At 56.2% G+C, this 25,895-nt stretch carries 26 protein-coding genes; 18 read left to right on the top strand and 8 right to left on the bottom strand.

What is annotated here, in order from left to right; all coding sequences use genetic code 11:
* Nucleotides 1-26: 26 nt before the first annotated feature.
* Nucleotides 27-422, bottom strand: coding sequence for an MAPEG family protein (locus C8D90_RS04075; protein WP_115457103.1), 396 nt, complete (start codon nt 420-422; stop codon nt 27-29).
* Nucleotides 423-583: 161 nt separating this feature from the next.
* Nucleotides 584-1,402 (bottom strand): DUF72 domain-containing protein, encoded by an 819-nt coding sequence (locus C8D90_RS04070; protein ID WP_115457102.1) that lies wholly within the window; start codon nt 1,400-1,402, stop codon nt 584-586.
* Nucleotides 1,403-1,565: 163 nt separating this feature from the next.
* On the opposite strand from C8D90_RS04070, the gene C8D90_RS04065 reads away from it, so the two are divergent.
* The 7 genes from C8D90_RS04065 (at nt 1,566) to ruvB (ending at nt 7,137) form a co-directional block, all read left to right on the top strand.
* Nucleotides 1,566-1,844, top strand: a complete 279-nt coding sequence (locus tag C8D90_RS04065) for an FmdB family zinc ribbon protein (RefSeq protein ID WP_115457101.1) — start codon at nt 1,566-1,568, stop codon at nt 1,842-1,844.
* A 12-nt stretch (nt 1,845-1,856) separates the two neighbouring features.
* Nucleotides 1,857-3,632, top strand: a complete 1,776-nt coding sequence (gene aspS / locus C8D90_RS04060; protein ID WP_115457100.1) for an aspartate--tRNA ligase — start codon at nt 1,857-1,859, stop codon at nt 3,630-3,632.
* Entirely contained in the window at nt 3,632-4,066 is a 435-nt protein-coding gene (gene nudB / locus C8D90_RS04055; protein ID WP_115457099.1) for a dihydroneopterin triphosphate diphosphatase, read from the top strand. The genes aspS and nudB overlap by 1 nt, the downstream gene beginning before the upstream one ends.
* Before the next feature lie 73 nt (nt 4,067-4,139).
* On the top strand, nt 4,140-4,886 hold the full coding sequence (locus C8D90_RS04050) for a YebC/PmpR family DNA-binding transcriptional regulator (protein WP_115457098.1): 747 nt from the start codon (nt 4,140-4,142) through the stop codon (nt 4,884-4,886).
* Nucleotides 4,883-5,404, top strand: a complete 522-nt coding sequence (gene ruvC, locus C8D90_RS04045) for a crossover junction endodeoxyribonuclease RuvC (RefSeq protein WP_115457097.1) — start codon at nt 4,883-4,885, stop codon at nt 5,402-5,404. The genes C8D90_RS04050 and ruvC overlap by 4 nt, the downstream gene beginning before the upstream one ends.
* A 91-nt stretch (nt 5,405-5,495) precedes the next feature.
* Nucleotides 5,496-6,104: a Holliday junction branch migration protein RuvA gene (gene ruvA / locus C8D90_RS04040; RefSeq protein WP_115457096.1), complete on the top strand. Its 609-nt coding sequence runs from the start codon at nt 5,496-5,498 to the stop codon at nt 6,102-6,104.
* A gap of 22 nt (nt 6,105-6,126) precedes the next feature.
* On the top strand, nt 6,127-7,137 hold the full coding sequence (gene ruvB, locus C8D90_RS04035) for a Holliday junction branch migration DNA helicase RuvB (RefSeq protein ID WP_115457095.1): 1,011 nt from the start codon (nt 6,127-6,129) through the stop codon (nt 7,135-7,137).
* 33 nt (nt 7,138-7,170) lie between these two features.
* Here the strand turns inward: ruvB and C8D90_RS04030 are convergent, their stop codons facing one another.
* Nucleotides 7,171-8,103 carry a LysR family transcriptional regulator gene (locus C8D90_RS04030; protein ID WP_115457094.1) on the bottom strand — a complete coding sequence of 311 codons (933 nt, stop codon included), beginning with the start codon at nt 8,101-8,103 and terminating at the stop codon, nt 7,171-7,173.
* Between the two features lie 229 nt (nt 8,104-8,332).
* Between C8D90_RS04030 and C8D90_RS04025 the strand changes: the two genes are divergently transcribed.
* Both C8D90_RS04025 and C8D90_RS04020 read left to right on the top strand, forming a co-directional pair.
* Entirely contained in the window at nt 8,333-9,487 is a 1,155-nt protein-coding gene (locus C8D90_RS04025; protein WP_115457093.1) for an L-talarate/galactarate dehydratase, read from the top strand.
* Nucleotides 9,488-9,672: 185 nt separating this feature from the next.
* Nucleotides 9,673-11,010 carry an MFS transporter gene (locus tag C8D90_RS04020; protein ID WP_115457092.1) on the top strand — a complete coding sequence of 446 codons (1,338 nt, stop codon included), beginning with the start codon at nt 9,673-9,675 and terminating at the stop codon, nt 11,008-11,010.
* Between the two features lie 44 nt (nt 11,011-11,054).
* Here the strand turns inward: C8D90_RS04020 and znuB are convergent, their stop codons facing one another.
* Both znuB and znuC read right to left on the bottom strand, forming a co-directional pair.
* The gene (znuB, locus tag C8D90_RS04015) at nt 11,055-11,840 is read right to left on the bottom strand and encodes a zinc ABC transporter permease subunit ZnuB (protein ID WP_115457091.1); all 786 of its coding nucleotides are present in this window, start codon (nt 11,838-11,840) and stop codon (nt 11,055-11,057) included.
* A complete protein-coding gene (gene znuC, locus C8D90_RS04010) occupies nt 11,833-12,594 on the bottom strand; it encodes a zinc ABC transporter ATP-binding protein ZnuC (protein WP_115457273.1) in 762 nt (253 codons plus the stop codon). The genes znuB and znuC overlap by 8 nt, the downstream gene beginning before the upstream one ends.
* Before the next feature lie 79 nt (nt 12,595-12,673).
* Between znuC and znuA the strand changes: the two genes are divergently transcribed.
* The 3 genes from znuA (at nt 12,674) to lpxM (ending at nt 16,177) form a co-directional block, all read left to right on the top strand.
* On the top strand, nt 12,674-13,696 hold the full coding sequence (gene znuA, locus C8D90_RS04005) for a zinc ABC transporter substrate-binding protein ZnuA (RefSeq protein WP_115457090.1): 1,023 nt from the start codon (nt 12,674-12,676) through the stop codon (nt 13,694-13,696).
* Nucleotides 13,697-13,709: 13 nt separating this feature from the next.
* A complete protein-coding gene (gene mepM / locus C8D90_RS04000; RefSeq protein ID WP_115457089.1) occupies nt 13,710-15,065 on the top strand; it encodes a murein DD-endopeptidase MepM in 1,356 nt (451 codons plus the stop codon).
* Nucleotides 15,066-15,196: 131 nt separating this feature from the next.
* Nucleotides 15,197-16,177, top strand: a complete 981-nt coding sequence (gene lpxM / locus C8D90_RS03995; protein ID WP_115457088.1) for a lauroyl-Kdo(2)-lipid IV(A) myristoyltransferase — start codon at nt 15,197-15,199, stop codon at nt 16,175-16,177.
* A gap of 86 nt (nt 16,178-16,263) precedes the next feature.
* Here lpxM and pyk read toward each other — a convergent pair whose 3' ends face one another.
* A complete protein-coding gene (pyk, locus tag C8D90_RS03990; RefSeq protein WP_115457087.1) occupies nt 16,264-17,706 on the bottom strand; it encodes a pyruvate kinase in 1,443 nt (480 codons plus the stop codon).
* A 293-nt stretch (nt 17,707-17,999) separates the two neighbouring features.
* Entirely contained in the window at nt 18,000-18,869 is an 870-nt protein-coding gene (locus C8D90_RS03985; protein WP_115457086.1) for a MurR/RpiR family transcriptional regulator, read from the bottom strand.
* Between the two features lie 401 nt (nt 18,870-19,270).
* Between C8D90_RS03985 and zwf the strand changes: the two genes are divergently transcribed.
* The 6 genes from zwf (at nt 19,271) to mdtI (ending at nt 25,364) form a co-directional block, all read left to right on the top strand.
* Nucleotides 19,271-20,746: a glucose-6-phosphate dehydrogenase gene (gene zwf / locus C8D90_RS03980; RefSeq protein ID WP_115457085.1), complete on the top strand. Its 1,476-nt coding sequence runs from the start codon at nt 19,271-19,273 to the stop codon at nt 20,744-20,746.
* Between the two features lie 55 nt (nt 20,747-20,801).
* Nucleotides 20,802-21,497, top strand: coding sequence for a 6-phosphogluconolactonase (gene pgl / locus C8D90_RS03975; RefSeq protein ID WP_115457084.1), 696 nt, complete (start codon nt 20,802-20,804; stop codon nt 21,495-21,497).
* Nucleotides 21,498-21,506: 9 nt separating this feature from the next.
* Nucleotides 21,507-23,324 (top strand): phosphogluconate dehydratase, encoded by a 1,818-nt coding sequence (gene edd, locus C8D90_RS03970; RefSeq protein ID WP_115457083.1) that lies wholly within the window; start codon nt 21,507-21,509, stop codon nt 23,322-23,324.
* An 88-nt stretch (nt 23,325-23,412) separates the two neighbouring features.
* Entirely contained in the window at nt 23,413-24,054 is a 642-nt protein-coding gene (locus C8D90_RS03965; protein ID WP_115457082.1) for a bifunctional 4-hydroxy-2-oxoglutarate aldolase/2-dehydro-3-deoxy-phosphogluconate aldolase, read from the top strand.
* A 609-nt stretch (nt 24,055-24,663) separates the two neighbouring features.
* Nucleotides 24,664-25,023, top strand: coding sequence for a multidrug/spermidine efflux SMR transporter subunit MdtJ (mdtJ, locus tag C8D90_RS03960; RefSeq protein ID WP_115457081.1), 360 nt, complete (start codon nt 24,664-24,666; stop codon nt 25,021-25,023).
* A gap of 11 nt (nt 25,024-25,034) precedes the next feature.
* Nucleotides 25,035-25,364: a multidrug/spermidine efflux SMR transporter subunit MdtI gene (gene mdtI, locus C8D90_RS03955; RefSeq protein ID WP_115457080.1), complete on the top strand. Its 330-nt coding sequence runs from the start codon at nt 25,035-25,037 to the stop codon at nt 25,362-25,364.
* Between the two features lie 48 nt (nt 25,365-25,412).
* Here mdtI and C8D90_RS03950 read toward each other — a convergent pair whose 3' ends face one another.
* Nucleotides 25,413-25,757 (bottom strand): RidA family protein, encoded by a 345-nt coding sequence (locus C8D90_RS03950; protein ID WP_115457079.1) that lies wholly within the window; start codon nt 25,755-25,757, stop codon nt 25,413-25,415.
* Nucleotides 25,758-25,895: the final 138 nt, after the last annotated feature.

Below are 25,895 nucleotides of genomic sequence, written 5' to 3'. Positions count from 1 at the left end.
TGCGGCTATGCGTCCGCTGCGCTTGCTCAGTCGAGGGCCAGGAGCTGGTCCCAGGGAAGGTAGTAAAGATTGGCCAGCACCATCAGTACCAGGGAAATATAGGTGGCGCTCATACCGGAGCGGCGCCAGCTGATTTCCCGGTGATGCAGACCGTAGTAATGCATCAGACGACCCGCCAGCAGCAGGAGACCGCAGACGTGGATCATCCACACCTTCGCGCCGTTCATCTCCATGATCACCAACAGGATGGCCGCAATGGGAATGTACTCCACGGCGTTGCCGTGAACGCGGATCGCAGTCTGCAACTCATAGAAGCCGCCGTCGCCATAGGAAACACGGTATTGCACACGCAGCTTAACAACGTTTAATGACAGCTTGATCAATAACAGTGCGCCGAGCACGACATAAAGCGCGCTTACCATTTTTAGCTCCATTGCTAACTATCAATAACCGGCACGCAGATAATAACCTGCTGTTTTCAGGATGTCGCGTGAAAAATTTTGTTGAAAGGGTTCAGAAATATCTAATTGTTTTGTGTGGGATATTTCTATATTTCCACGTTTTTTAGTGAGTAAGGATGCGCTTAAAAGAGTGTGTTTTGCTGCGGCCAATCCGGCGGCGGCAGCGGAAGCGTGGCGACGCGGGCCAGCAATTGCCACAACGCCCGAGCCTGTTGCGGGGAATCGGCATTGTCGGGCGTATGAATAAAAAGGAACGGATCGCTGTGTTCGTTCCACTGTGCGATTTTTTCTGCCCAGGGTTCGAACCATTTTTGGTTTTCCGCCAGATCGTCGCCGCCGATAAAACGGATAAGCGGACGCTGCGCCGTCAGCAGCACGTGCAGCGGAACCCTGGGTTTCTTTTGCTGGGCGTCGCGCACGGCGGCGGTATGCGGCCGGGCGTGGTGCACCGGCCGGCTGTCGAGGATAACCCGGTTCACGCCGCGCTGATACAGCCCGCGGTTCAGCGCCCGCTCTTCCTCGCCCTTGGCAAAAAATTGGGGATGGCGCACTTCCACGCCGTAGGTGAACGCGCCGGGCAGCGTATCGAGAAAATGCCACAGCGCGGGCAGGTCGCGCGGCGCAAAGGCGGCGGGCAGTTGCAGCCACAGTTCGCCGATGCGCGCCTCCAGCGGGCGCAGGCAGGTGAAGAATTCATTCAGCGCCTCGTCGCAACCGTGCAACGCATTTTGGTGACTGATCACCGAAGGAAATTTGAAGCAAAAACGGAAGTCATCGTGGGTCATGTCGCGCCAGCGATGGACGATTTCCGTGCGCGGCAGGGCGTAAAAGGTGGTATTGCCCTCCACGCAGTTGAAATAACGGCTGTAGTCGGACAGGTCGTTCAGGCCGAGCTTACTCCATGCATTGTGCGACCATTGCGGCAGGCCGAGATAGATCATATGCCGTACTCCATGAAATGAGGTCGGAATATAACATAAAAACAACATTGCCGGGCGCGTTCTTGCATGCAAAGTGCGAGCGCGCACTTATCGCAGCGGCGAAATTCCTTTATAATGACCGCCTTTTGCACCCCATTCATGAGCACTGTCGATTTAAACTACCATGCCGATTTATGAATATGCTTGTAGCGCCTGCAATCATCAGTTAGAAAAATTGCAGAAAATGTCTGATGCGCCCCTGGTCGATTGCCCCGCCTGCGGAAACCCCGCACTGCAAAAGAAGATCTCTGCCGCCGGATTTCAGCTCAAGGGAACCGGTTGGTATGCGACGGATTTCAAACCGGGTGCAGCCAAAACAGACAACAGAAAGAATTCTTCAGAAAACAGCTGCCAGAACGGCGCCTGCCCGGCTCGTTGCCAGGGTGAGTCCGCGGCGGAGTAAAAGGATATCGTTATGCGTACAGAGTATTGCGGACAACTGAATCTGTCCCATGTTGGCCAGGACGTAACGCTGTGCGGTTGGGTTCAGCGCCGCCGCGACCTGGGAGGGTTGATCTTCATCGACCTGCGTGACCGTGAAGGTATCGTGCAGGTCTTTTTCGATCCCGATCATCAGGAAGCGTTCCAGCAGGCATCGGAGCTGCGTAACGAATACTGCGTGCAAATCACCGGTACCGTACGCGCCCGTCCGGATAATCAGAAAAACAAAGACATGGCGACCGGCGACGTGGAGGTCTTCGGCCAGCGCGTGACCATCATCAACCGTTCGGACGTGCTGCCGCTCGACTTCAACCAGCAGAACAGCGAAGAGCTGCGCCTGAAATACCGCTATCTGGATCTGCGCCGCCCTGAAATGGCGCAGCGTCTGAAAACCCGCGCCAAAATTACCGCGTTCGTACGTCGTTTTATGGACAGCCACGGTTTCCTCGACATCGAAACCCCGATGCTGACCAAAGCGACGCCGGAAGGCGCGCGCGACTATCTGGTGCCGAGCCGCGTACATAAAGGCAAATTCTACGCGCTGCCGCAGTCGCCGCAGCTGTTTAAGCAGTTGCTGATGATGTCCGGCTTCGATCGCTACTACCAAATCGTTAAGTGCTTCCGCGACGAAGACCTGCGTGCCGACCGCCAGCCTGAATTCACCCAGATCGACGTGGAAACCTCCTTCATGACCGCTGAGCAGGTGCGTGAAGTGATGGAAAAACTGGCGAGCGAGCTGTGGAAAGAAATCAAAGGCGTCGACCTCGGCGCTTTCCCGGTGATGACGTTTGCCGAAGCCATGCGTCGTTTCGGTTCCGACAAGCCGGATCTGCGTAACCCGCTGGAACTGGTTGACGTTGCCGACCTGGTGAAAGACGTAGAGTTCAAGGTCTTCTCCGGCCCGGCCAACGATCCGAAAGGGCGCGTGATTGCGCTGAAGGTGCCGGGCGGCGCGCAACTGACGCGTAAGATCATCGATGAGTACGGTCAGTTCGTGGGTATCTATGGTGCGAAAGGGCTGGCCTGGCTGAAGGTGAACGATCGTGCCGCCGGTCTGGAAGGGGTGCAAAGCCCGATCGCCAAATTCCTGAGCGCAAACGTACTGGAAGCGATTCTGGAACGCACCGGCGCGCAAAATGACGACATCCTGTTCTTCGGCGCGGACAGCTATAAAGTGGCGACCGACGCGATGGGCGCGCTGCGCCTGAAGGTAGGGCGCGATCTGAAACTGACCGACGAGACGCGCTGGGCGCCGCTGTGGGTCATCGATTTCCCGATGTTCGAAGAAGACGGCGAAGGCGGCCTGGCGGCCATGCACCATCCGTTCACCGCGCCGCGCGACATCACCCCGGCTGAGCTGAAAGCCCATCCGGTCGGCGCTATCGCCAACGCCTATGACATGGTCATGAACGGCTATGAAGTGGGCGGCGGTTCGGTGCGTATCCATAATGGTGAAATGCAGCAGACCGTGTTCGGCATTCTGGGTATCAATGAACAGGAACAGCGCGAGAAATTCGGCTTCCTGCTGGACGCGCTGAAATACGGCACGCCGCCGCACGCCGGCCTGGCCTTCGGCCTGGATCGCCTGGTGATGCTGCTGACCGGCACGGACAACATCCGTGACGTGATCGCGTTCCCGAAAACCACCGCGGCGGCTTGCCCGCTGACGGATGCGCCGAGCTATGCCAACCCGGCCGCGTTGCAGGAGCTGGCGATTGCCGTTACTGCGAAGAAAGGTGACGAGCAGTAATGGCGTATAAGCGTCCGGAGTCGGTTCTGGTGGTGATTTATGCCCGCCAGAGCGGAAGGGTGCTGATGTTACAGCGGCGCGACGATCCTGAATTCTGGCAGTCGGTAACCGGCAGCCTGGAAGACGGGGAGTCTGCTCCGCATGCCGCGCAGCGTGAGGTAAAGGAAGAAGTGGGCATCGATATTGAGGGTGAAAATCTGTCGTTGCTTGACTGTCAGCGCTGCGTGGAGTTTGAGCTGTTTGCGCATTTGCGTCATCGTTATGCACCCGGCGTGACGCGTAACCTGGAACACTGGTTCTGCCTGGCCCTGCCGGCTGAGCGGGATATTCCGGTTACCGAACACCTGGCTTACCGCTGGCTGGAGGCTGGGCAAGCGGCCCTGCTGACCAAGTCGTGGAGTAACCGGCAGGCGATTGAAGAGCTCGTTCATTAAGCGGCGGCATGCTTGCCGTCGCCCGCATTTTGTAATTGATTAAAGCCTCGCGGCTTTTTACCGGAGATTTTTTATGGCAGGTCATAGTAAATGGGCCAATACCAAACACCGCAAAGCGGCGCAGGACGCCAAACGCGGGAAAATTTTCACTAAGATTATCCGCGAACTGGTTACCGCGGCCCGCCTGGGCGGCGGCGATCCGGGTTCTAACCCGCGCTTGCGCGCCGCTGTCGATAAAGCGCTGTCCAACAACATGACCCGCGATACGCTGAACCGCGCTATCGCACGCGGCGTGGGCGGCGATGAAGACACCAACATGGAAACCATCATTTATGAAGGTTATGGTCCGGGCGGCACCGCCGTGATGGTGGAGTGCCTGAGCGATAACCGTAACCGTACGGTTTCCGAAGTGCGTCATGCCTTCACCAAATGCGGCGGAAACCTGGGGACCGATGGTTCCGTGGCTTATCTGTTCACCAAAAAAGGCGTGATTTCTTATGCGCCGGGCCTGGATGAAGACACGGTGATGGACGCGGCGCTGGAAGCCGGCGCGGACGACGTGGTCAGCTATGACGACGGCGCGATTGACGTGTTCACGCCGTGGGAATCTTTCGGCGCGGTGAAGGATGCGCTGGATGCGGCCGGCCTGGTGGCAGAGTCTGCCGAAGTGTCGATGATTCCCTCCACCAACGCGGAGATGGACGCAGAAACGGCACCGAAGCTGCTGCGTTTGATCGACATGCTGGAAGACTGCGATGACGTTCAGGAGGTTTACCACAACGGTGAGATCTCCGATGAGGTTGCGGCTACCCTGGAATGAGCATCGTCCTCGGGATTGACCCCGGCTCGCGGATCACCGGTTATGGCGTGATCCGCCAGCAGGGACGAAAGCTCGAGTATCTCGGCAGCGGCTGCATCCGCACCGCCGTCGATGATATGCCGACCCGGCTTAAGCTGGTGTACGCCGGGGTGAGCGAAATCATCACCCAGTTCAAACCGGATTTTTTCGCCATTGAGCAGGTCTTTATGGCCAAGAACGCCGATTCCGCCCTGAAGCTCGGGCAGGCGCGCGGCGCGGCGATTGTCGCGGCGGTAAACCAGGACTTGCCCGTGTTTGAATATGCCGCGCGTCAGGTCAAACAGACGGTGGCAGGAATCGGGTCGGCGGAGAAATCGCAGGTGCAGCACATGGTGCGTACGTTGCTGAAACTGCCCGCCAACCCGCAGGCGGATGCGGCGGATGCGCTCGCCGTCGCAATTACGCATTGCCACGTCAGCCAGAATGCGGTGCGGGTCAGCCCGGCGAGGTTAAACCTTGCGCGCGGGCGTTTACGCTGAGCCGCTGTCAGGTTGTCGTCAGGCTGGATATTCATCCAGCCTTTTTTATGGTATAAGCTTCACAGCGAAATAAACAAAAGAGGGTTCGTGCGTGATAGGTCGCCTCAGAGGAATTATCCTCGAAAAACAGCCGCCGGAAGTGCTGCTGGAAGCTAACGGCGTAGGTTATGAAGTGCAAATGCCGATGACCTGCTTTTATGAGCTGCCCGATCAGGGCAAAGAAGCCGTTATTTTCACCCATTTTGTCGTGCGTGAAGATGCACAGTTGCTGTACGGCTTTAATAATAAGCAGGAGCGGGCGCTGTTTCGTGAGCTGATCAAGGTGAACGGCGTCGGGCCGAAGCTGGCGCTGGCGATCTTATCAGGCATGTCGGCGCAACAGTTTGTAACGGCGGTAGAGAAGCAGGAAATTGCCACGCTGGTGAAACTGCCGGGCGTTGGTAAGAAAACCGCCGAGCGGCTGGTGGTGGAGATGAAGGACCGTTTCCGCGGCCTGAGCGGCGACCTGTTTAACACGGTCAGCGACCTGCCGCGGCCGGTTGCCAGCAACACGGTGCAGGATGCCGAGGCAGAGGCCGTTGCGGCACTGATCTCGCTGGGGTATAAACCTCAGGAAGCGAGCCGTATGATCAGTAAAATTGCCAAACCGGGCAGCGACAGCGAGACGCTGATTCGCGATGCGCTGCGGGCTGCCATGTGATTTTCCGTGAGGTAATAACAGGATGATTGAAGCCGACCGTCTGATTTCCGCCGAGAATTACGGCACTGAGGAAGAGGTGTTTGACCGCGCGATCCGCCCGAAAAGCCTGGCGGAGTATGTCGGTCAGCCGCAGGTGCGCGAGCAGATGGAGATTTTCATCAAAGCGGCGCGCTTGCGCGGCGATGCGCTGGATCATCTGTTGATTTTCGGCCCGCCGGGGCTGGGGAAAACCACGCTGGCTAACATTGTTGCCAATGAAATGGGCGTGAACCTGCGCACAACTTCCGGCCCGGTGCTGGAGAAGGCGGGCGATCTGGCGGCGATGCTGACCAATCTCGAACCGCACGACGTGTTGTTTATTGATGAAATTCACCGGCTTTCCCCGGTGGTGGAAGAGATTCTTTATCCGGCGATGGAAGATTATCAGCTGGATATCATGATCGGCGAGGGGCCGGCAGCGCGTTCGATTAAAATCGATTTGCCGCCGTTCACCCTGGTAGGCGCAACCACCCGTGCCGGCTCGCTGACTTCGCCGCTGCGCGACCGCTTTGGTATCGTACAGCGCCTTGAGTTTTATAACGTGCCGGACCTGCAGCATATCGTCGGGCGCAGCGCCCAGTGTCTCGGCTTGTCCCTGACCGAAGACGGCGCGCTGGAAATCGCCCGTCGTTCGCGCGGTACGCCGCGTATTTCTAACCGGTTATTACGCCGGGTGCGTGACTATGCGGAAGTGAAGGCGGACGGGAACATTGATGCGCATGTGGCGACGCTGGCGCTTGATATGCTGGATGTGGATGCCGAAGGATTCGATTACATGGACCGCAAGCTGCTGCTGGCGGTGATCGATAAATTCATGGGAGGGCCGGTGGGGCTGGATAACCTGGCGGCGGCCATCGGCGAAGAGCGCGAAACGATTGAGGACGTGCTGGAGCCATACCTGATTCAACAGGGCTTTATCCAGCGTACCCCGCGCGGTCGCATTGCCACTAATCATGCGTACCGCCATTTCGGGCTGACGAAAGAAGAGTTCTGATCCCGGAAAAAAGCAAGCAGGCCTGCCGCTGACTCAGCGCGCAGGCGCTTCATTTTCTTCCCTGTTCTGATTCGCGTTTTTAACCGCCTCTCTGATGTGCTTCAGCACCGTCTCAAATGCCGTATTGTCATTATCCCGGCGATAAATCAAATATAACGAACTGCGGATGTCCGCCGGTAGCGTTACCCGCCGGAATACCACGTTTCTGAAATGGATGCCGGCTGCGCTTTCAGGCACCAGCGCCAGCCCGAGTCCGGCGTTAACCAGGGAGAGAATGGTCAGCGTAGAACCAATGTACTGAACATAGCGCGGGCGTACCTCCAGCGAGCGGAACATTCCGGTAAGGGTTTCATAAAACGGCTGCCAGGCGGAAAACGCATACATGATGAAAGGCTGATTTTCCAGCGCCTGCGGGCTGAGCTTGCCGGCTTTCTGCGCCAGGGGATGCTGTGCCGGCAGCGCCAGCGTGAAGGTTTCCTGTAGCAGCGTCTCACAGTTGCAGTCCGGATGAATGAAGGGTTCGCGGACAATGGCGAGATCCGTCTGGTGCAGACGCAGCGCTTCCAGCTGTTTGGCTGTATTCATCTCTTTGAGCGTGATGTTGATGTCTGGGCAGAGATGGCTGCATTGGGCGATCGCGCTGGGCAGGAAATCGTAGGTCGCCGTGGAAACGAAGCTGACGGTGACATTCCCCATCGCGCCCATGACCACCCGTTGCACGTTCAGCATGGCGGAATGCGCTTTCTCCAGCAAGCTCTGGGCTTCGGCGTAAAAAAGGCGGCCGGCGGCGGTGAGTTTGACCGTACGTGTAGAGCGCTCAAACAGCCGTACGCCGAGCTGATGCTCAAGAAGCTGAATATGACGGCTTAATGGCGGCTGGGTCATATTCAGCTGCCGGGCAGCGGCGGAGAAATTCAATTCGGTCGCAACGCTGACAAAACACTGTATTTGCTTCAGGTCCAGCATTCATACTCCTTTTATATTAATTCATTCTGGATTTAGATTGGACAGCATAATTATTAATGTACAAGATGTGAGCACTCATGACTTGGAGTTATTTCAAATGTTGGATGTCTGACTGATTTTATTCGTCAAACGTTAATAATGCTCATGCTTAATAGCCGGGCAGATAATAACAATGAAATGACTTATTTAGTTGAAGTAAAAATCTTATTACTTAATTGGGGACTGATCCATGACTGTACCTGGCAGTAATTCATCCATTGATCCTATTCGTTCAATAAGGCTTTATTCTATTATTGTTCCTCTGAATAATTCGGTCAGCGACGCCAAAGTTCTTACCGGCCGTCAGCAGGCTTTAAAAGAGGTCTCATTGCTGGTCGCGGAAATAGAAACGGAATCGGGACTGGAGGGATTGGGATTTACTTATACGTTGCGCACAGGCGGGCCGGCGCAATTTGCGCACGCCAAAGAGATTGCGCCGTTATTGATTGGCGAAGATCCCAATGATATCCAGCGGTTGTGGAACAAGCTCTCCTGGGCGGGCGCGTCTATCGGGCGTTATGGCCTGGCAGCGCAAACCATCGCGGCCTTCGACAGCGCACTGTGGGACATGAAGGCCAAACGCGCCGGCGTTTCACTGGCCAAGCTGCTGGGCGCCTATCGCAATGAGGTGCGCTGCTATAACACCTCGGGGGGATACCTGCAGGCGTCGGTGGATGAGATTCTGGATAAATCGACGACTTCGCTTGCGCGGGGAATCGGCGGCATCAAAATCAAGGTGGGGCATCCGGATCGGCGGCTGGATCTGCGGCGCGTGGAGGCCATCCGCAAAGGGCTGGGTAACAATGTGCCGTTGATGGTCGACGTTAACCAGCAATGGGACAGAACCACGGCGTTACGGATGGGACGGGCGCTGGAACAATATAACCTGCAGTGGATTGAAGAACCGCTCGATGCCTATGACATTGAAGGGCATACCGCGCTTGCCGCCGCGCTGGACACGCCGATCGGCACCGGAGAAATGCTGACCAGCGCGAATGAGGTGCTTGCCTATATGCAACAGGGGTCCATTGATCTGATCATGCACGATGCCCCGCGCGTCGGCGGGATCACGCCGTTTTTAAAAGCCATGCAGGTGGCGGAACAACGCGGAATGATGATGGCGCCGCATTTTGTGATGGAAATCCATATTCATCTGGCCGCCGCCTATGCCCATGAAACCTGGGTCGAACATTTTGAATGGCTTGAGCCGGTATTTAACGAGCGTCTGGAAATTCGTGAAGGGAAAATGATTGTCCCCTCGCGTCCGGGGTTAGGGCTGACGCTGCATGAACAGGTGAAAAACTGGACGGTTGCATCGCATGAATTAAATAGAATGAAAATATAAATTATTACCTCAGTCACGGGAGAATTTATTTCTCCCGTGAATTTAGATACACGTTTACTGACTCATCATTTCGGACGGAAATAAATATCGTCGCCGGAACAGCAAGCACATGCTTTTAAACCTCTGCGGAAACGTAGCCGCCGGAATAATCATAAAAGGCAACCTTAACTAAGGAGTGGCTAATAATGAGCCTGTCTTCTGTACCAGAAAAAAGTAATAGTCACGTTCGTTACGTGATCCTCGTTATTGTGTTTTTGATCACCAGCGTGAATTATGCCGACAGGGCCACGCTTTCTATTGCAGGGAGTGCGGTTTCGCGTGAGCTGGGGTTGGATGCCGGTGATATGGGGATTATTTTCTCCGCTTTCGGCTGGGCATACCTCATCATGCAAATACCGGGCGGATGGTTGCTGGATCGCTACGGTTCTAAGACCGTGTATACCTACAGCCTGTTTTTCTGGTCGCTGTTTACTTTTTTACAGGGATTTGTCGGCTTTATTCCGCTGGCTTATGTTGCCGGCTCGCTTTTTATACTGCGTTTTATGCTTGGCTTTTCTGAAGCGCCTTCCTTTCCGGCCAATGCGCGCATTGTCGCGGCCTGGTTTCCTACCCGGGAGCGGGCAACCGCGTCGTCATGTTTTAATGCCGGTCAATATTTCGCGCTGGCGCTCTTTTCGCCTCTGCTGGGGTGGCTGACCTATGCCTGGGGCTGGGAACACGTTTTTACCGTGATGGGCGTTATTGGTTTTATCCTGACCTGGATTTGGGTGAAATTCGTACACAATCCGACCGGCCACCCCGGTATTTCCCGCCGTGAGCTGGAGTACATCAGGCAGGGCGGCGCCATGATCGATATGGACCACAGCAGTAAAAAACAGACCAAAAAAACAGTTCCGGCGGGGAAATACGTGCGTCAGATCCTGGGCAGCCGCATGCTGGTGGGGATATTTCTCGGGCAATATTTCATTAATACCATTACCTGGTTTTTCCTCACCTGGTTTCCGATCTATCTGGTGCAGGAACGGGGGATGTCGATACTGAAAGTCGGGTTTATCGCCTCCGTGCCGGCGATATTCGGTTTTATCGGCGGGATACTCGGCGGCGTGACGTCAGACTGGCTGCTGAAGCGCGGCCTGAGCCTGACGGCGGCGCGGAAGACGCCCATTGTGATTGGGATGCTGCTGGCGATGAGCATCATTATGTGTAATTACACGCAAAGCGAGGTGCTGATCGTAACGTTTATGGCGCTCTCGTTTTTCGGTAAAGGCTTTGGCGCACTGGGCTGGCCAATTATCGCGGACACCGCGCCGAAGGAAGCGACCGGCCTGTGCGGAGGCATTTTTAATGCTTTCGGCAATATCGCGTCTATCGTAACGCCGCTGGTGATCGGCTATCTGGTGAAAGAGCTGCATTCATTTAATGGTGCGTTGATTTTCGTTGGTATTTCGGCGCTGGCGGCGATGCTGTGCTACCTGTTGGTGGTCGGGGAGATTAAACGAATGGAATTTAAGGACGTTGCGTAACAGGAAGGAAAGCCGGGCGCAGCAACAGCACGCCCGGCCGGGGATCAAACAGTCTGTTTCTTCAGCAGGCTGAGCAGGAACATCACGGCGGCGCACAGCACCACCGACGGCCCGGCCGGCGTGTCGTAAAAGGCAGAGAAGGTCAGCCCGCCGGTGACGGCCAGGATACCTGTAATTACCGCGATGCCCGCCATCTGTTCCGGGGTACGCGCAAAGCGCCGGGCAGCGGCGGCCGGGATAATCAGCAATGAGGTGATGATCAGCGCGCCGACGAACTTCATCGACAGGCCGATGGTCAGCGCGGTAATCAGCATCAGCAGCATCTTCATCCGGTCCAGGCTGATGTTGTCCACATACGCCAGTTCCGGGCTGATAGTGACTGAAAGTAGCTCACGCCACCGCCACCACAGCAGGCCCAGCACCACGACCACGCCGGTGGAAATCATGACGAGATCGCTATAGGTGACCGACAGCAGGTCGCCAAACAGGTAAGCCATGAGGTCCACCCGTACGTTCGACATCAACGCCACCACGACCAGCCCGAGCGACAGCGCGCTGTGCGCCATAATGCCCAGCAGGGTATCGATGCCCAGCAACGGGCGGCGCTCCAGCCAGACCAGCCCCATCGCCAGCAGCAGGGTGATGGCGATCACCGCATAGAATGGATTAACGTTCAGCAGCAGGCCGAATGCCACGCCGAGCAGGGAGGCATGGGCCAGGGTATCGCCGAAGTAAGACATACGGCGCCAGACGACGAAGGAGCCAAGCGGGCCGGCCGCCAGCGACAATAACACCCCGGCAAGCCAGCCGGGCAGCAGCAATTCAATCACGGCCGCGGCCTCCGTTCGGATTCATGATGACCTTACCCTGTAAATCGTGGCGGTGATTATGGTGATGACGGTAAATCGCCAGCTGTTCCGCTCCGCGATTACCAAACATAGCGATAAACTCAGGATGGGTGGAAACCACTTCAGGCGCGCCTGAGCAGCAGATATGGCGATTGAGGCAAAGCACTTCGTCGGTTTTTGCCATGACCAAATGCAGGTCGTGGGAAACCATCAGTACGGCGCAGTTTAGTTCCTTGCGCAGTTGGTCGATCAGGTCATACAGCGCCAACTGACCGTTGACGTCCACACCCGCGGTTGGCTCATCCAGCACCAGCAAATCCGGTTTATTGAGCAGGGCGCGGGCCAGCAGGACGCGCTGGTTTTCGCCGCCGGAGAGCTTCTGCATCGGCTGTTCCAGCAGGTGACCGGCGTTAACCCTGTTCAGGGCGGGCAGGATATCCACTTTTTTTACCCCCGGACGCAGGCGCATAAAGCGCTGTACGGTGAGCGGCAGCGTTGCGTCGAGATGCAGTTTCTGCGGTACATAGCCGATGGTAATGCCCGGTTGTACGACCCGTGAGCCTTCGTCCGGCTTCACCAGCCCCAGCACCACGCGCACCAGCGTAGACTTACCGGCGCCGTTCGGCCCGAGCAGGGTCAGGATTTTTCCCGGGTAAAGATTAAGGGTGATATCAGACAATACCTTGCGGTTGCCGAAGCTGACGGCAACCTGCTTAAGGGTGACGAGTGATTGCAAAACCTTCATGTTTTTCATATTGCAGAATGAGAGAAATGTTATAATATAACGCTCCCGTTAATTTTTCTATAATTTCGTTATGAAAATAATTTCTGACTTCCGCAAATATCGCTGGCTGAAACGTTCTCTTCTCGCAACGGCCCTGTTCAGCGCCGGCATCGCGACCGCGCAGGCGGCGGTGCTGACCTCCGTACGCCCTCTGGGCTTCATTGCCGCCGCGATTGCCGACGGCATAACCGAGACCGAGATTTTGCTGCCTGACGGCGCTTCTCCGCATGATTATGCACTTAAGCCTTCCGACATCCGCCGTATCCGCGATGCGGACCTGGTGGTCTGGGTAGGCCCGGAAATGGAGGCCTTCTTAAGTAAAACGACTGAAGCGCTGCCAAAAGACAAAAACCTGATGCTGACCGGCTTGCCCGCCGTGCAGAGCCTGCTGATCGCCGATGAGGATGATCATGACCACGGCAATATTCATCCGGAGGGTGATGAACACTCAGCGGATTCCTATAAATCTGAGAAAATGCACGGCGAACTTGCGCAAAATGCTGATGATCAGCACAATCACGACCATCATCACGGCCAGTATAATTTGCATGTTTGGCTTTCTCCCGCTATTGCGAAACAGGCAGCGATTGCGATTCACGACAAGTTATTGCAACAAAGCCCACAAAATAGAGAGAAACTTAATGTCAACCTGCGTAAATTCGAGGAACAATTAGAGCAGACGCAAAAAAAAGTTGGTATGATGCTGCAGCCTGTTCACGGCAAAGGGTATTTTGTTTTCCATGATGCTTATGCTTATTTCGAAAACACCTTCGGCCTGACCCCACTCGGTCATTTTACGGTCAACCCTGAAATCCAGCCCGGTGCACAGCGATTACATCAAATTCGAACACAGTTGGTTGAGCAAAAGGCGGTTTGTGTCTTTGCTGAGCCACAATTCAGGCCAGCAGTCATTAATGCGGTTGCGCAAGGGACAAATGTCCGGCAGGGAACCCTTGATCCCCTGGGAAGCGGAATCGCGCTGGATAAAGACAGTTATACGGCGTTTTTAACCCGTTTGTCTGAACAGTACCTTAGCTGCCTGAAAGGAGATTAAAGAGGAATAACGAGTGCCGCAGATTGCCCGATCTATTGCTCAGGCGTACAGCAACCTTCCCAGGCCCCACCGGGTTTTGTTGGGATCACTAAGCGTAATTACACTGGCCGTCTCCGTATGGCGGCCTTTTATCTACCAACCCGAATCTTTTGATAACGACGCCGATAATTACATTGCGCCGGGTATTATTGCAAAAGCCATCCAGCTGGAGAGCAGCCAACTGCGCGCACTGACGCCAGAAGCCAGCGAGCCGCTTGACCAACCCTTACCAGACGACAAAATTCCGCAGGACGAACTGGACGACGACGATAAAACGGGCGCCGACGTTGGCGTGCGCGAATACGTGGTGTCGACCGGCGATACGCTGAGCAGCATTTTGACCCAGTACGGCATCGATATGTCTGACGTATCGCTGCTGGCGAACAAGAACCGTGACCTGCGTAATCTGAAGGTCGGGCAAACGCTTTCCTGGGAATTGAACGAAGAGGGCGAACTTCAGAGTTTGTCGTGGGAAGTTTCCCGTCGTGAAACCCGCACCTATAAGCTGGTCAACGGTAACTTTAAAGAGAGCGTGGAGATCCAGCAGGGCGTGTGGCATAACAAGCTGCTGGCGGGCAAGATGAACGGAACCTTTGTCAACAGCGCGATGGCTGCCGGGTTGAGCCGCTCTGAAGTGAACGCGGTGATTAAGTCCATGCAGTGGCAGATGGACTTCCGTAAGCTGAAGAAAGGCGATCAGTTTGCGGTGCTGATGTCGCGTGAAACGCTGGCCGGCAAGCGTGAGCAGAGCCAGTTGATTGGCGTGCGCGTGCGCAGCAGCGGTAAAGATTATTATGCGATCCGCGCCGACGACGGCAAATATTATGACCGTCAGGGCAGCGGACTGGAGAAAGGCTTTATGCGTTTCCCCACGCTGAAACAGTTCCGTATCTCTTCGAACTTCAACCCGCGCCGTCTTAACCCGGTAACCGGACGCATTGCGCCGCACAGAGGCGTGGACTTCTCCATGCCGGTCGGCACGCCGGTATTGTCGGTGGGGGACGGTGAGGTCGTGATTTCTAAACGCAGCGGCGCAGCGGGCAACTACGTGGTTATCCGCCATGGCCGTCAGTACACCACTCACTATATGCACCTGAAGAAGCTGCTGGTGACGCCGGGTCAGAAAGTGAAGCGCGGTGATCGTATCGCTCTGTCCGGTAACACCGGGCGCTCAACCGGTCCGCACCTCCACTATGAGCTGTGGGTCAACAATCAGGCGGTGAACCCCCTGACGGCCAAACTGCCGCGTTCCGGCGGGTTGGCGGGGCAAGATCGTACTGAATATCTGGCTCAGGTTAAGCAGGTCGTTCCGCAGTTGCAGTTCAATTAAGCAACAGCATCAAGAAAAAACAGCCGGTGACGCCGGCTGTTTTGTTTTTTTCCGTTGAATCCGCGTAGAATTATCCGTTTTTCCTATTATTAGAACAAACGCCACCGGGCGTAGTCAGAAGAGTCTTTTGCATGGCACAAGCAGAAAAGCGTACACAGGTTGAGTTCCTCCCGAAATTCGAGAAAAGTTTTTTTCTACCCCGCTACTGGGGAACTTGGCTCGGCGTGGGGGGGATGGCATTAATGGCGTACCTGCCCGGGCGCGTACGCGATCCTATTTTGGCAGGCGCCGGTTATCTGGCCGGTAAGCTGGCCGGCGGCGCCCGTCGCCGGGCGCGCATCAATTTATTGTATTGCATGCCTGACGTGCCGGAAGCGGAGCGCGAGCGCATCATCGACCGGATGTTTGAAACCGCCGGACAGTCAATGCTGATGATGGCCGAACTGTCGTTGCGGGATCCGAAACGGGTATGGAAACGCACCCGCTGGCACGGTATGGAACATATCGACGCGTTGCGCAGCAGCGGGGAGAACGCCATTTTTCTGGTGCCGCACGGATGGGCGGTGGACATTCCCGCGATGTTACTGTCATCGCAGGGGCAGCCGATGGCCGCGATGGTTCATAACCAGCGCAATAAACTTGTCGACTGGCTGTGGAACTCGGCCCGCCGGCGTTTCGGCGGGCGTATACATGCGCGTAATGACGGTATTAAGCCTTTTATTTCCTCAGTGCGTCAGGGATTCTGGGGGTATTATCTGCCCGATCAGGATCATGGCGCCGAGCATAGCGAATTCGTCGATTTCTTTGCTACATATAAAGCAACGTTGCCGGCGATTGGCCGGCTGATGAAAGTGTGCCGGGCGCGCATTATCCCGCTGTTTCCGGTTTATGACGGCAAAACCAGCATGCTGGATATCTACATCCGGCCTCCGATGGATGATATCGCCGGTGCGGACGATCACACCATCGCGCGCCGCATGAATGAAGAGGTCGAGCAACTGGTGGGGCCACATCCCGAGCAGTACACCTGGATCCTGAAGCTGCTTAAAACGCGTAAGGACGGGGAGATTGAGCCGTATAAGCGTGACGATCTCTGGCGCAAGAAAAAATAACGCGCCAAGATTTGCGATGTAAAGAATGTGATAAAAAACGAAGGGGGCCATAAGGCCCCCTGATTATTTGCGTAACGCGGTGGTCATTATTCCACTCGCAGCACGCGGATGGTATTGGTGCTGCCGATGGTGCCCATCACGTCGCCCTGGGTGACGATAACCAGATCGCCGGAAACCAGGAAGCCTTTGTCGCGCAGCAGGTTCGCCGCGTCCTGAGCGGCGGCGACGCCGTCGTTGCCGCTGTCAAAGTAGACCGGCGTGACGCCGCGATAAAGCGCGGTCAGATTCAGCGTGTGCTCATGATGCGACATGGCGAAAATGGGCAGGCCGGAGCTGATGCGTGACATCATCAGCGCGGTACGTCCGGATTCGGTCATGGCGATAATTGCCGTTACGCCCTTCTGGTGGTTAGCGGCATACATCGCGGACATGGCAATGCCTTCCTCAATGTTGTCGAACTGCACGTCAAGGCGGTGCTTCGAAACATTGATGCTCGGGATTTTCTCTGCGCCGAGGCAGACGCGCGCCATTGCAGCGACGGTTTCTGCCGGGTACTGACCTGCGGCGGTTTCCGCCGACAGCATCACGGCGTCGGTGCCGTCCAGTACGGCGTTGGCGACGTCCATCACTTCCGCGCGCGTCGGCATCGGGTTAGTGATCATCGACTCCATCATCTGCGTCGCGGTGATTACCGCGCGGTTCAGCTTACGGGCGCGGCGGATCAATTTTTTCTGGATGCCGACCAGTTCAGGATCGCCGATTTCTACGCCCAGGTCGCCACGGGCGACCATGACGACGTCGGCAGCCATGATGATGTCATCCATCGCTTCATCGCTGCATACCGTCTCAGCGCGCTCAACTTTGGCGACGATTTTGGCATTACAGCCGGCGTCGCGGGCCAAACGGCGTGCATAGTGGAGGTCTTCGCCGGTACGCGGGAAGGAGACCGCGAGAAAATCCACGTCAATCTTGGCCGCGGTGAGGATGTCGGCTTTGTCTTTTTCGGTCAGGGCTTCTGCGGAAAGACCACCGCCCAGCTTGTTAATGCCTTTGTTGTTGGAGAGCGGGCCGCCGATGGTCACCTCGGTGAACACTTTGGCGCCCTGAACTTCCAGCACTTTCAACTGTACGCGCCCGTCGTCAAGCAGCAGGATGTCGCCGGGGACGACATCGGAGGGCAGGCCTTTGTAGTCGATGCCGACTTTTTCTTTATCGCCTTCGCCTTTGGACAGGCCGGCATCGAGCAGGAATTTGTCCCCGATATTGAGGAATACTTTGCCTTCTTTGAAGGTGGAAACACGAATTTTAGGACCCTGCAGGTCGCCCAGTATGGCGACGTGTCGTCCGAGTTTTGCAGCAATCTCACGCACCTTGTTGGCGCGAAGCTGGTGATCTTCCGCTGTGCCGTGAGAAAAGTTGAGACGAACCACGTTGGCGCCGGCGGAAATAATCTTTTCCAGATTATTGTCGCGATCGGTGGCCGGCCCGAGGGTGGTTACGATTTTGGTTCTTCTGAGCCGTCTGGACATGCATAACTCCGTTGACTTGTGAAGCATTGGTGTTGCCAACTCAATGGGCAATCTGACGCAGAGATGTGCATCTCTGCTCGATTCCCGCGTGAAACCGTGCGGTACTCCCACCGCCCGGATGTTTGCCGCCGGTTCCGCTCCCGGTCTGTGGTGCTTCCGGGAATGATGTCGCGGTATTCCGGCTGGCGATACTGTGCGCCGTGCTATCCCGTAAACAGGAATGATACCGCACGTCGGGGCGCAATGATTGATCAAGAACTGTGTTCTTGATCACGCTATGCTGAGAGCATGCCTTAATCAAAGAGGTGCGGCAATGTGAGGTCCTTATCAAAGCGCGATTCTTTCAACGCTTCCTTGACTCGCTTCAAGTTATCTCTGAATTTTGCCCCTCGACGCAGGGTAAAGCCAGTCGCCAATGCATCAATCAGAGTTAACTGGGCGATACGCGACACCATCGGCATATAGACATCAGTATCTTCCGGCACGTCGAGTATCAGGGGGAGGGTCGCCTCCATTGCCAGCGGCGTGTCACGCGACGTAATGGCGATCACCGTGGCGTCGTTTTCCCGCGCCAGGTGCGCCATCTCGACCAGGCTTTTGGTGCGGCCGGTATGAGAGATCAGTACCACGACATCGCCGTCATTGGAGTTCATGCAACTCATGCGCTGCATCACGATATCGTCAAAGTACACCACGGGGATATTGAAGCGGAAAAACTTGTTCATCGCGTCGTGGGCGACGGCGGCCGATGCGCCAAGGCCGAAGAAGGAGATTTTCTTGGCCTGGGTCAGCAAATCAACGGCGCGGTTGACCGCCACCATATCAAGGCTGTTTTTGGCAACCTCAAGGCTCGCCATGGCGGACTCGAAAATTTTGCTGGTATAGGCGTCAACGCTGTCGGTTTCTTCCACGTTGCGGTTGACATAAGGCGTGCCATTGGCAAGGCTCTGTGCCAGATGTAGTTTAAAATCAGGAAAGCCTTTGGTTTCCAGCCGGCGGCAAAAGCGGTTAACGGTCGGTTCGCTGACGTCGGCCATCTTTGCCAGCGTAGCGATGCTGGAGTGAATGGCGGTTTGGGGAGAAGCCAGGATGACTTCGGCGACTTTGCGCTCAGATTTGCTTAATTGATCCAGGCTGGCCTGAATCTTTTCCAGCGTATTCATATAACGGGGTCACCTGTGAATATTAGGTCCGCTGCATCCTGTGACGATGACAAGCCGGGATCCATCGGACGAATCGATTTCAGTTAAAGGAGAAATCAATGAGGATTTGATGAAAATATACTACGAGCCGGTAACGCTTGGCAGAGAACAAGCGGCAACCTGCGGCTTTTTTTGTCAGTTTATGACCTGTGTCTAACTTTCAGCATGGTAATATTTATTCATTTATGACATAAAATTACATGTCGGGAGCTTTGGTTATGATACTCGTGGTAAAATTAAGAACAATTTGCATCTGATTGGTACAAATTTTCGACGAAAAAAGCAGGTTTACTGGTTGTGATCAAACAGTGTACATTCATTGTGTAATAAAATTACAAACATCCTGCAACGAGGAGATGAACATGGCGGTTACGTCAACAGCTCAGGCCTGTGACCTGGTGATTTTCGGCGCGAAGGGGGATTTAGCCCGCCGGAAACTGCTGCCTTCCCTGTACCAACTGGAGAAAGCCGGGCATATCCATCCGGATACACGCATTATCGGCGTCGGCCGTGCCGACTGGGATAAGGCGGCGTATACCAAGGTCGTCAAAGAGGCGCTGGATACGTTCATGAAAGAGAAGGTGGATGACGCGTTATGGGAAACGCTCAGCGCCCGCCTGGAATTCTGTAACCTCGACGTCAACGATACCGCGCATTTTAAAAATCTGGCTAAGCTGCTGGATCAAAAAAATCGCGTTACCATCAACTATTTCGCCATGCCGCCCAGCACGTTCGGCGCCATCTGTGAAGGACTGGGTGCTGCCGGGCTGAACAAAGAGCCCAGCCGTATTGTGATGGAAAAACCGCTGGGCACCGATTTAGCCTCATCTCAGGTCATCAACAATCAGGTCGCCAAGTTCTTCGACGAATCCCAGGTGTACCGCATCGACCACTATCTGGGCAAAGAAACCGTACTTAACCTGCTGGCGCTGCGCTTCGCCAACTCGCTGTTCTCCAATAACTGGGACAACAGCATGATCGACCACGTGCAGATCACCGTGGCCGAAGAAGTGGGCATCGAAGGGCGCTGGGGTTATTTTGATCAGGCCGGCCAGATGCGCGACATGATTCAGAACCACCTGTTGCAAATCCTGACGATGATCGCCATGTCGCCGCCGGCGGATTTAACCACCGACCGTATCCGTGACGAAAAAGTGAAGGTGCTGCGTTCGCTGCGCCGCATCGATCAGAGCAACGTGCGTGAAACCACGGTGCGCGGGCAGTACACCTCCGGCTTCGTTCAGGGCAAAAAAGTCCCCGGCTATCTGGAAGAAGAGGGCGCGAATAAGAGCAGCCACACCGAAACGTTTGTCGCTATCCGCGTGGACATCGACAACTGGCGCTGGGCCGGCGTGCCGTTCTACCTGCGCACCGGTAAACGCCTGCCGACCAAATGTTCCGAAGTGGTTATCTACTTCAAAAACCCGCCGCTGAACCTGTTCCGCGACTCCTATACCCATCTGCCGCAAAACAAGCTGACCATCCGCCTGCAGCCGGATGAAGGGGTCAGGGTTGATATTCTGAACAAGGTGCCGGGGCTGGAGCACAAGCATCGTCTGCAAACCACCAAGCTGGACCTGAGCTTCTCCGACACCTTCCACCAGGAGCACCTGGCCGATGCCTATGAGCGTCTGCTGCTGGAGACCATGCGTGGGATCCAGGCGCTGTTCGTGCGCCGTGACGAAGTGGAAGAGGCCTGGAAGTGGGTGGACTCTATCATGGACGCCTGGACTAACGACAATGAGCCGCCGAAGCCGTATCAGGCAGGCACCTGGGGGCCGGTTGCCTCTGTGGCGATGATTACCCGCGACGGGCGCTCCTGGAACGAGTTCGAATAAACGCAGGGGGATGAGGCCCGGCGCCTCATCCCCGCACCGGTTTGAAGGAAGCGACATGACGAAATTTACTGAATTTTCCGGCGCTGCCGCACTGAATGCGCAGTTCGCCGATGAAATCGCCCGGACCCTGAAGCAGGGTATCGGGGCCCGCGGTTACGCCAGCCTGGTGGTTTCAGGCGGCCGTACGCCGCTGGGATTGTTTGAGGCGTTAACGCAGCAAACAATCCCGTGGAACAACGTCACCATTACCCTTGCCGATGAACGCTGGGTCGGCCCTGAAGATGACGCCAGCAACGAAAAGCTGGTGCGCGAACATCTGCTGAAAGGGCACGCGGCGCAGGCGAACTTTATCGGCCTGAAGAATGATAAGGCCACGCCGTTTGACGGCGCGGCAGAAACGGAGCGCGCGCTGCAGGCCATTGCGCGGCCGTTTGACGTGGTCATTCTCGGCATGGGCGACGACGGACACACCGCTTCACTTTTCCCCGGAGCAGAGAACCTGTATCCGGCCCTGGCGATGGACTCCGGCCGCGTCTGCATGGGAATGACCCCGCTGACCGCGCCGCTCGATCGCATCACCCTGACACTTCCGGCCCTGTTGAACAGTCGCCATATCTACCTGCATCTGACGGGTAGCGGCAAGCGCGAGGTTTATGAACGCGCCATGCAGGGGCAGGACGTGAATGAGATGCCGGTCCGGAGCGTGCTGCATCAGGCACAGGTTCCGGTCGACGTCTACTGGACGGCATAGAGGCAGCAAATGAACCCAACAGTATCCCGAGTTACGCAACGCATTATTGAGCGCTCCCGCGACAGCCGTGCCGCCTATCTGGCGAAAATCGAGCATGCGCGCAGCAAGAAGGTGCACCGTTCCCAGCTTTCCTGCGGCAACCTGGCCCACGGCTTCGCCGCCTGCGGTCAGGACGATAAGGCCTCGCTGAAAAGTATGCTGAAAAGCAATATCGGTATCGTGACGTCTTACAACGATATGCTTTCGGCGCACCAGCCTTATGAGACGTACCCGCAGCAAATCAAGGACGCGCTGCATGCCGTCGGCGCGGTCGGCCAGGTTGCCGCCGGCGTTCCCGCCATGTGCGACGGGGTAACTCAGGGGCAGGACGGCATGGAACTTTCACTGATGAGCCGTGAAGTGATCGCCATGTCGGCCGCTGTTGGGTTGTCACACAACATGTTCGACGGCGCCCTGTATCTGGGCGTCTGCGACAAAATTGTCCCCGGTCTGTTTATGGCGGCAATGTCTTTCGGCCATTTGCCGACGCTGTTCGTACCGGCAGGGCCGATGCCCAGCGGTTTGCCGAACAAAGAAAAAGTGCGCGTGCGCCAGCTGTATGCGGAAGGAAAAGTAGGGCGTGATGCCCTGCTGGAGGCGGAAGCCGCGTCCTATCATACCGCCGGCACCTGCACCTTCTACGGCACGGCCAACTCCAACCAGATGGTGGTGGAGGTGATGGGTCTGCATCTGCCCGGTTCCTCTTTCGTGCAGCCGGAATCGCCGCTGCGTGCAGCGCTGACCGATGCGGCAGCGCGTCAGGTTACGCGTATGACGGAAAGCAGCGGCAACTATCTGCCGGTCGGACGCATGGTAGATGAAAAAGTGGTGGTGAACGGCATCGTGGCCCTGTTGGCGACCGGTGGTTCTACCAACCACACCATGCATCTGGTGGCGATGGCGCGCGCGGCAGGCATCAATGTTAACTGGGATGACTTCTCCGAGCTTTCCAGCGTGGTGCCGTTGCTGTGCCGTATTTATCCCAACGGCCCGGCGGATATTAACCACTTCCAGGCTGCCGGCGGGGTGGCGCTGCTGGTGCGCGAACTGCTGAAAGGCGGATTGCTGCATGAAGACGTAGACACCGTGGCGGGTCACGGCCTGCAACGCTACACCCAGGAGCCGTTCCTCGAGAATGGCGAGCTGGTTTACCGCGAAGGGCCGCAAACGTCGTTCGACGACAAGGTTATCGCTTCTGTTGACGCGCCGTTCGAAACGCACGGCGGCACGAAGGTGCTCTCCGGCAATCTGGGCCGGGCTGTGATGAAAACCTCGGCGGTGCCGCAGGATTATCAGATTGTTGAAGCGCCTGCGGTGGTATTCCACAGTCAGCACGACGTGGTGCCCGCGTTCGAAGCCGGCAAGCTGGACAAAGACTGCATCGTGGTGGTGCGCTATCAGGGGCCGCGCGCTATCGGCATGCCGGAACTGCATAAGCTGATGCCGCCGCTGGGCGTACTGATGGATCGCGGCTTCAAGGTTGCGCTGGTGACGGACGGGCGTTTGTCCGGCGCCTCGGGCAAAGTGCCCTCCGCCATTCACGTCACGCCGGAAGCCTACTCCGGCGGGCTGCTGGCGAAGGTGCGCGATGGCGACATGATTCGCGTCAACGGCGTTACCGGCGAGCTGACGCTGCTGGTGGACGAGGCTGAGCTGGCGCAGCGTGACATTGTTCATCCCGATTTGTCCGCCCTGCATGACGGTTCCGGTCGTGAGTTGTTTGGCGCACTGCGTGAACAGCTCTCCGGCGCCGAAGAAGGGGCCAGCTGCATCCGTTTCTATTCGTAACCGACAGGGGGAAAGCGCTGATGTCGCCGCGCTTTCCCCGACCTGATACTAACCCTGCCTGAACAGGCATCGCGGAGACAACAAGCAAATGAAAAATTGGAAAGTCAGTGCAGAATCCATTCTGACCGCCGGCCCGGTCGTTCCGGTTATCGTGATCAACAAACTGGAACATGCGGTTCCGCTGGCGAAAGCGCTGGTTGCCGGCGGCGTGCGCGTGCTGGAAGTGACGCTGCGTACGCCGTGCGCGCTGGACGCTATCCGTAAAATCGCGCAGGAAGTGCCGGATGCGATTATCGGCGCGGGTACGGTGACCAATGCCGCCCAGTTAGCGGAAGTCACGGCCGCCGGCGCGCAGTTCGCCATCAGCCCCGGCCTGACCGCCGATCTGCTGAAAGCCGCCACTGCCGGTACTATTCCGCTGATCCCGGGCATCAGCACCGTTTCCGAGCTGATGCTGGGAATGGACTACGGCCTGAAAGAGTTCAAATTTTTCCCGGCGGAAGCCAACGGCGGCGTGAAGGCGTTGCAGGCGATTGCCGGTCCGTTCTCGCAGATCCGTTTCTGCCCGACCGGCGGCATCAGCCCGAAAAACTATCGTGACTACCTGGCGCTGAAGAGCGTGCTGTGTATCGGCGGTTCCTGGTTGGTTCCGGCGGATGCGCTGGAAAGCGGCGACTACGCGCGGATTACCGAGCTGGCGCGTGAAGCGGTTGCCGGCGCGCAGAACTAATTTTTTTTCGCGCTATTTTAATGCGTTGAAAATGCGTTAGTTATGCAAACGGGTTATGGCAGGACATTGCTAACCCGTTGAAGCGACAAAAAATATTAGCCACCCGTTGCGGTGGCTTTTTTGTTTTATCCAGCTAACTTGCTTATATATAGTGATTTTTTATTGAAAACTTCAAATAAAGCGGTTTGCTTAATAAAATGGGCTGTGATACAACTTATCACAGAAATTAACGCTAAATGAGGACACTGAACAAACCGTACGGAAAATGTGAGTACGGGGGGAAGATGTGAATATTATGAAAACAACAAATCTGATGAAGATTAAAACCTCTGCATTTCTGTTATACGTCTCCACTTCACTTTCCAGTGAGCAACACTGGTCCGGCGAGCTTTAGCCCCACTCTCCTTACTTGTTTCCGCTCAGCGGGAAAGCGCCCTGTTACCGGTTTTTTTCCTGACTGAACGTTTATTACAACCCGTTTGATTTGCTTCGTCCGGAAGGGGATTTTTGTTTTCCGTCACCAGACGGCTGCCTTTTTGCATGCCTCCAGAATGAAAAAATGATGGAAACGACGGGTTAAGCAACAAATTAAGCTGTATGGAGAGAAAAATGATTTATTGGATCTTTTTGGCCTGTGCGATCGCGGCGGAGATTATTGGCACCCTGTCGATGAAGTGGGCCAGCCTCAGCGGCGGCATGAGCGGCAATATCGTGATGCTGGCGATGATTACCCTGTCGTATATTCTGCTGTCTTTCGCCGTGAAGCGCGTGGCGCTGGGCGTCGCGTATGCGCTGTGGGAAGGCATCGGCATTCTGTTCATTACGTTGTTCAGCGTGATGTGGTTCGGCGAAAGCATGTCGCCGATGAAGTTGTTGGGTCTGGCGACGCTGGTCGCAGGTATCGCCCTGGTGAAGTCCGGTACGGTCAAGACGCGAGCGTCCGGCAAACAGAAGCTGGCGACGGCTTAACGGGGTGATGTATGCAACAGTTGGAATGGTTCCACATCGCCTGGCTGATGCTGGCCGTGGTGCTGGAAATTATTGCGAATATCTTCCTGAAAATGTCGGATGGTTTCCGTCGCGTGTGGCTGGGGCTGTTGTCCCTGGCGGCAGTGCTGGCCGCGTTCAGCGCGCTGGCACAGGCGGTGAAGGGCATTGAGCTGTCCGTGGCGTATGCTCTGTGGGGCGGATTCGGTATTGCCGCGACCGTAGCCGCAGGCTGGATCCTGTTCGGTCAGCGTCTGAACTACAAAGGTTGGGCCGGCCTTATTCTGCTGCTGCTGGGAATGGTCATGATTAAGCTGGCATAACGGCGCCAGCGCAGGCCGCGGATGTAAACCACCATCCGCGGCCTGGGATCAGCGTGCGGCAATAATCTTGATTTCTACCTTATAACGCGGGTTCATCAACGCCGCCTGCACCGTGCAGCGCACCGGCGCTTTCCCTTCCGGCACCCAGGCATCCCATGCTGCATTCATGGCGGCGAAATCGGCTTTATCCGCCAGGAAAATGGTGGCGTCGAGTATCCGCGTTTTATTACTGCCCAGGCGGGCGAGAATCATGTCGACGGCGGCCAGGGCGTTAGCCGTTTGCGCCGTGGCGTCGGCGTCCAGATTGTCGGGGACGCTGGTATAATAGATGGTGTCATTAAATACGGTGGCATCGGACCAGCGGGCTTCAGGGTCGATACGTTCAATGGACATAAGTCACTCCTTAGGTTGGTTCCGTAACCCGAACTTTCGAATCCCGGAAAAAATAATGTGGTAATATTCACGAGTTTTATCACATACGTGTTCTGACGGCATTATATCTGATTATTATTCCGTAGAATTAAGTATGGC

The sequence above is a fragment of the Enterobacillus tribolii genome (genome assembly GCF_003363015.1).
Classification (GTDB): Bacteria; Pseudomonadota; Gammaproteobacteria; order Enterobacterales; family Enterobacteriaceae; genus Enterobacillus; species Enterobacillus tribolii.
Note: the sequence above shows the minus strand (reverse complement) of the source record. Positions and strands in the feature narration are given on the sequence as shown.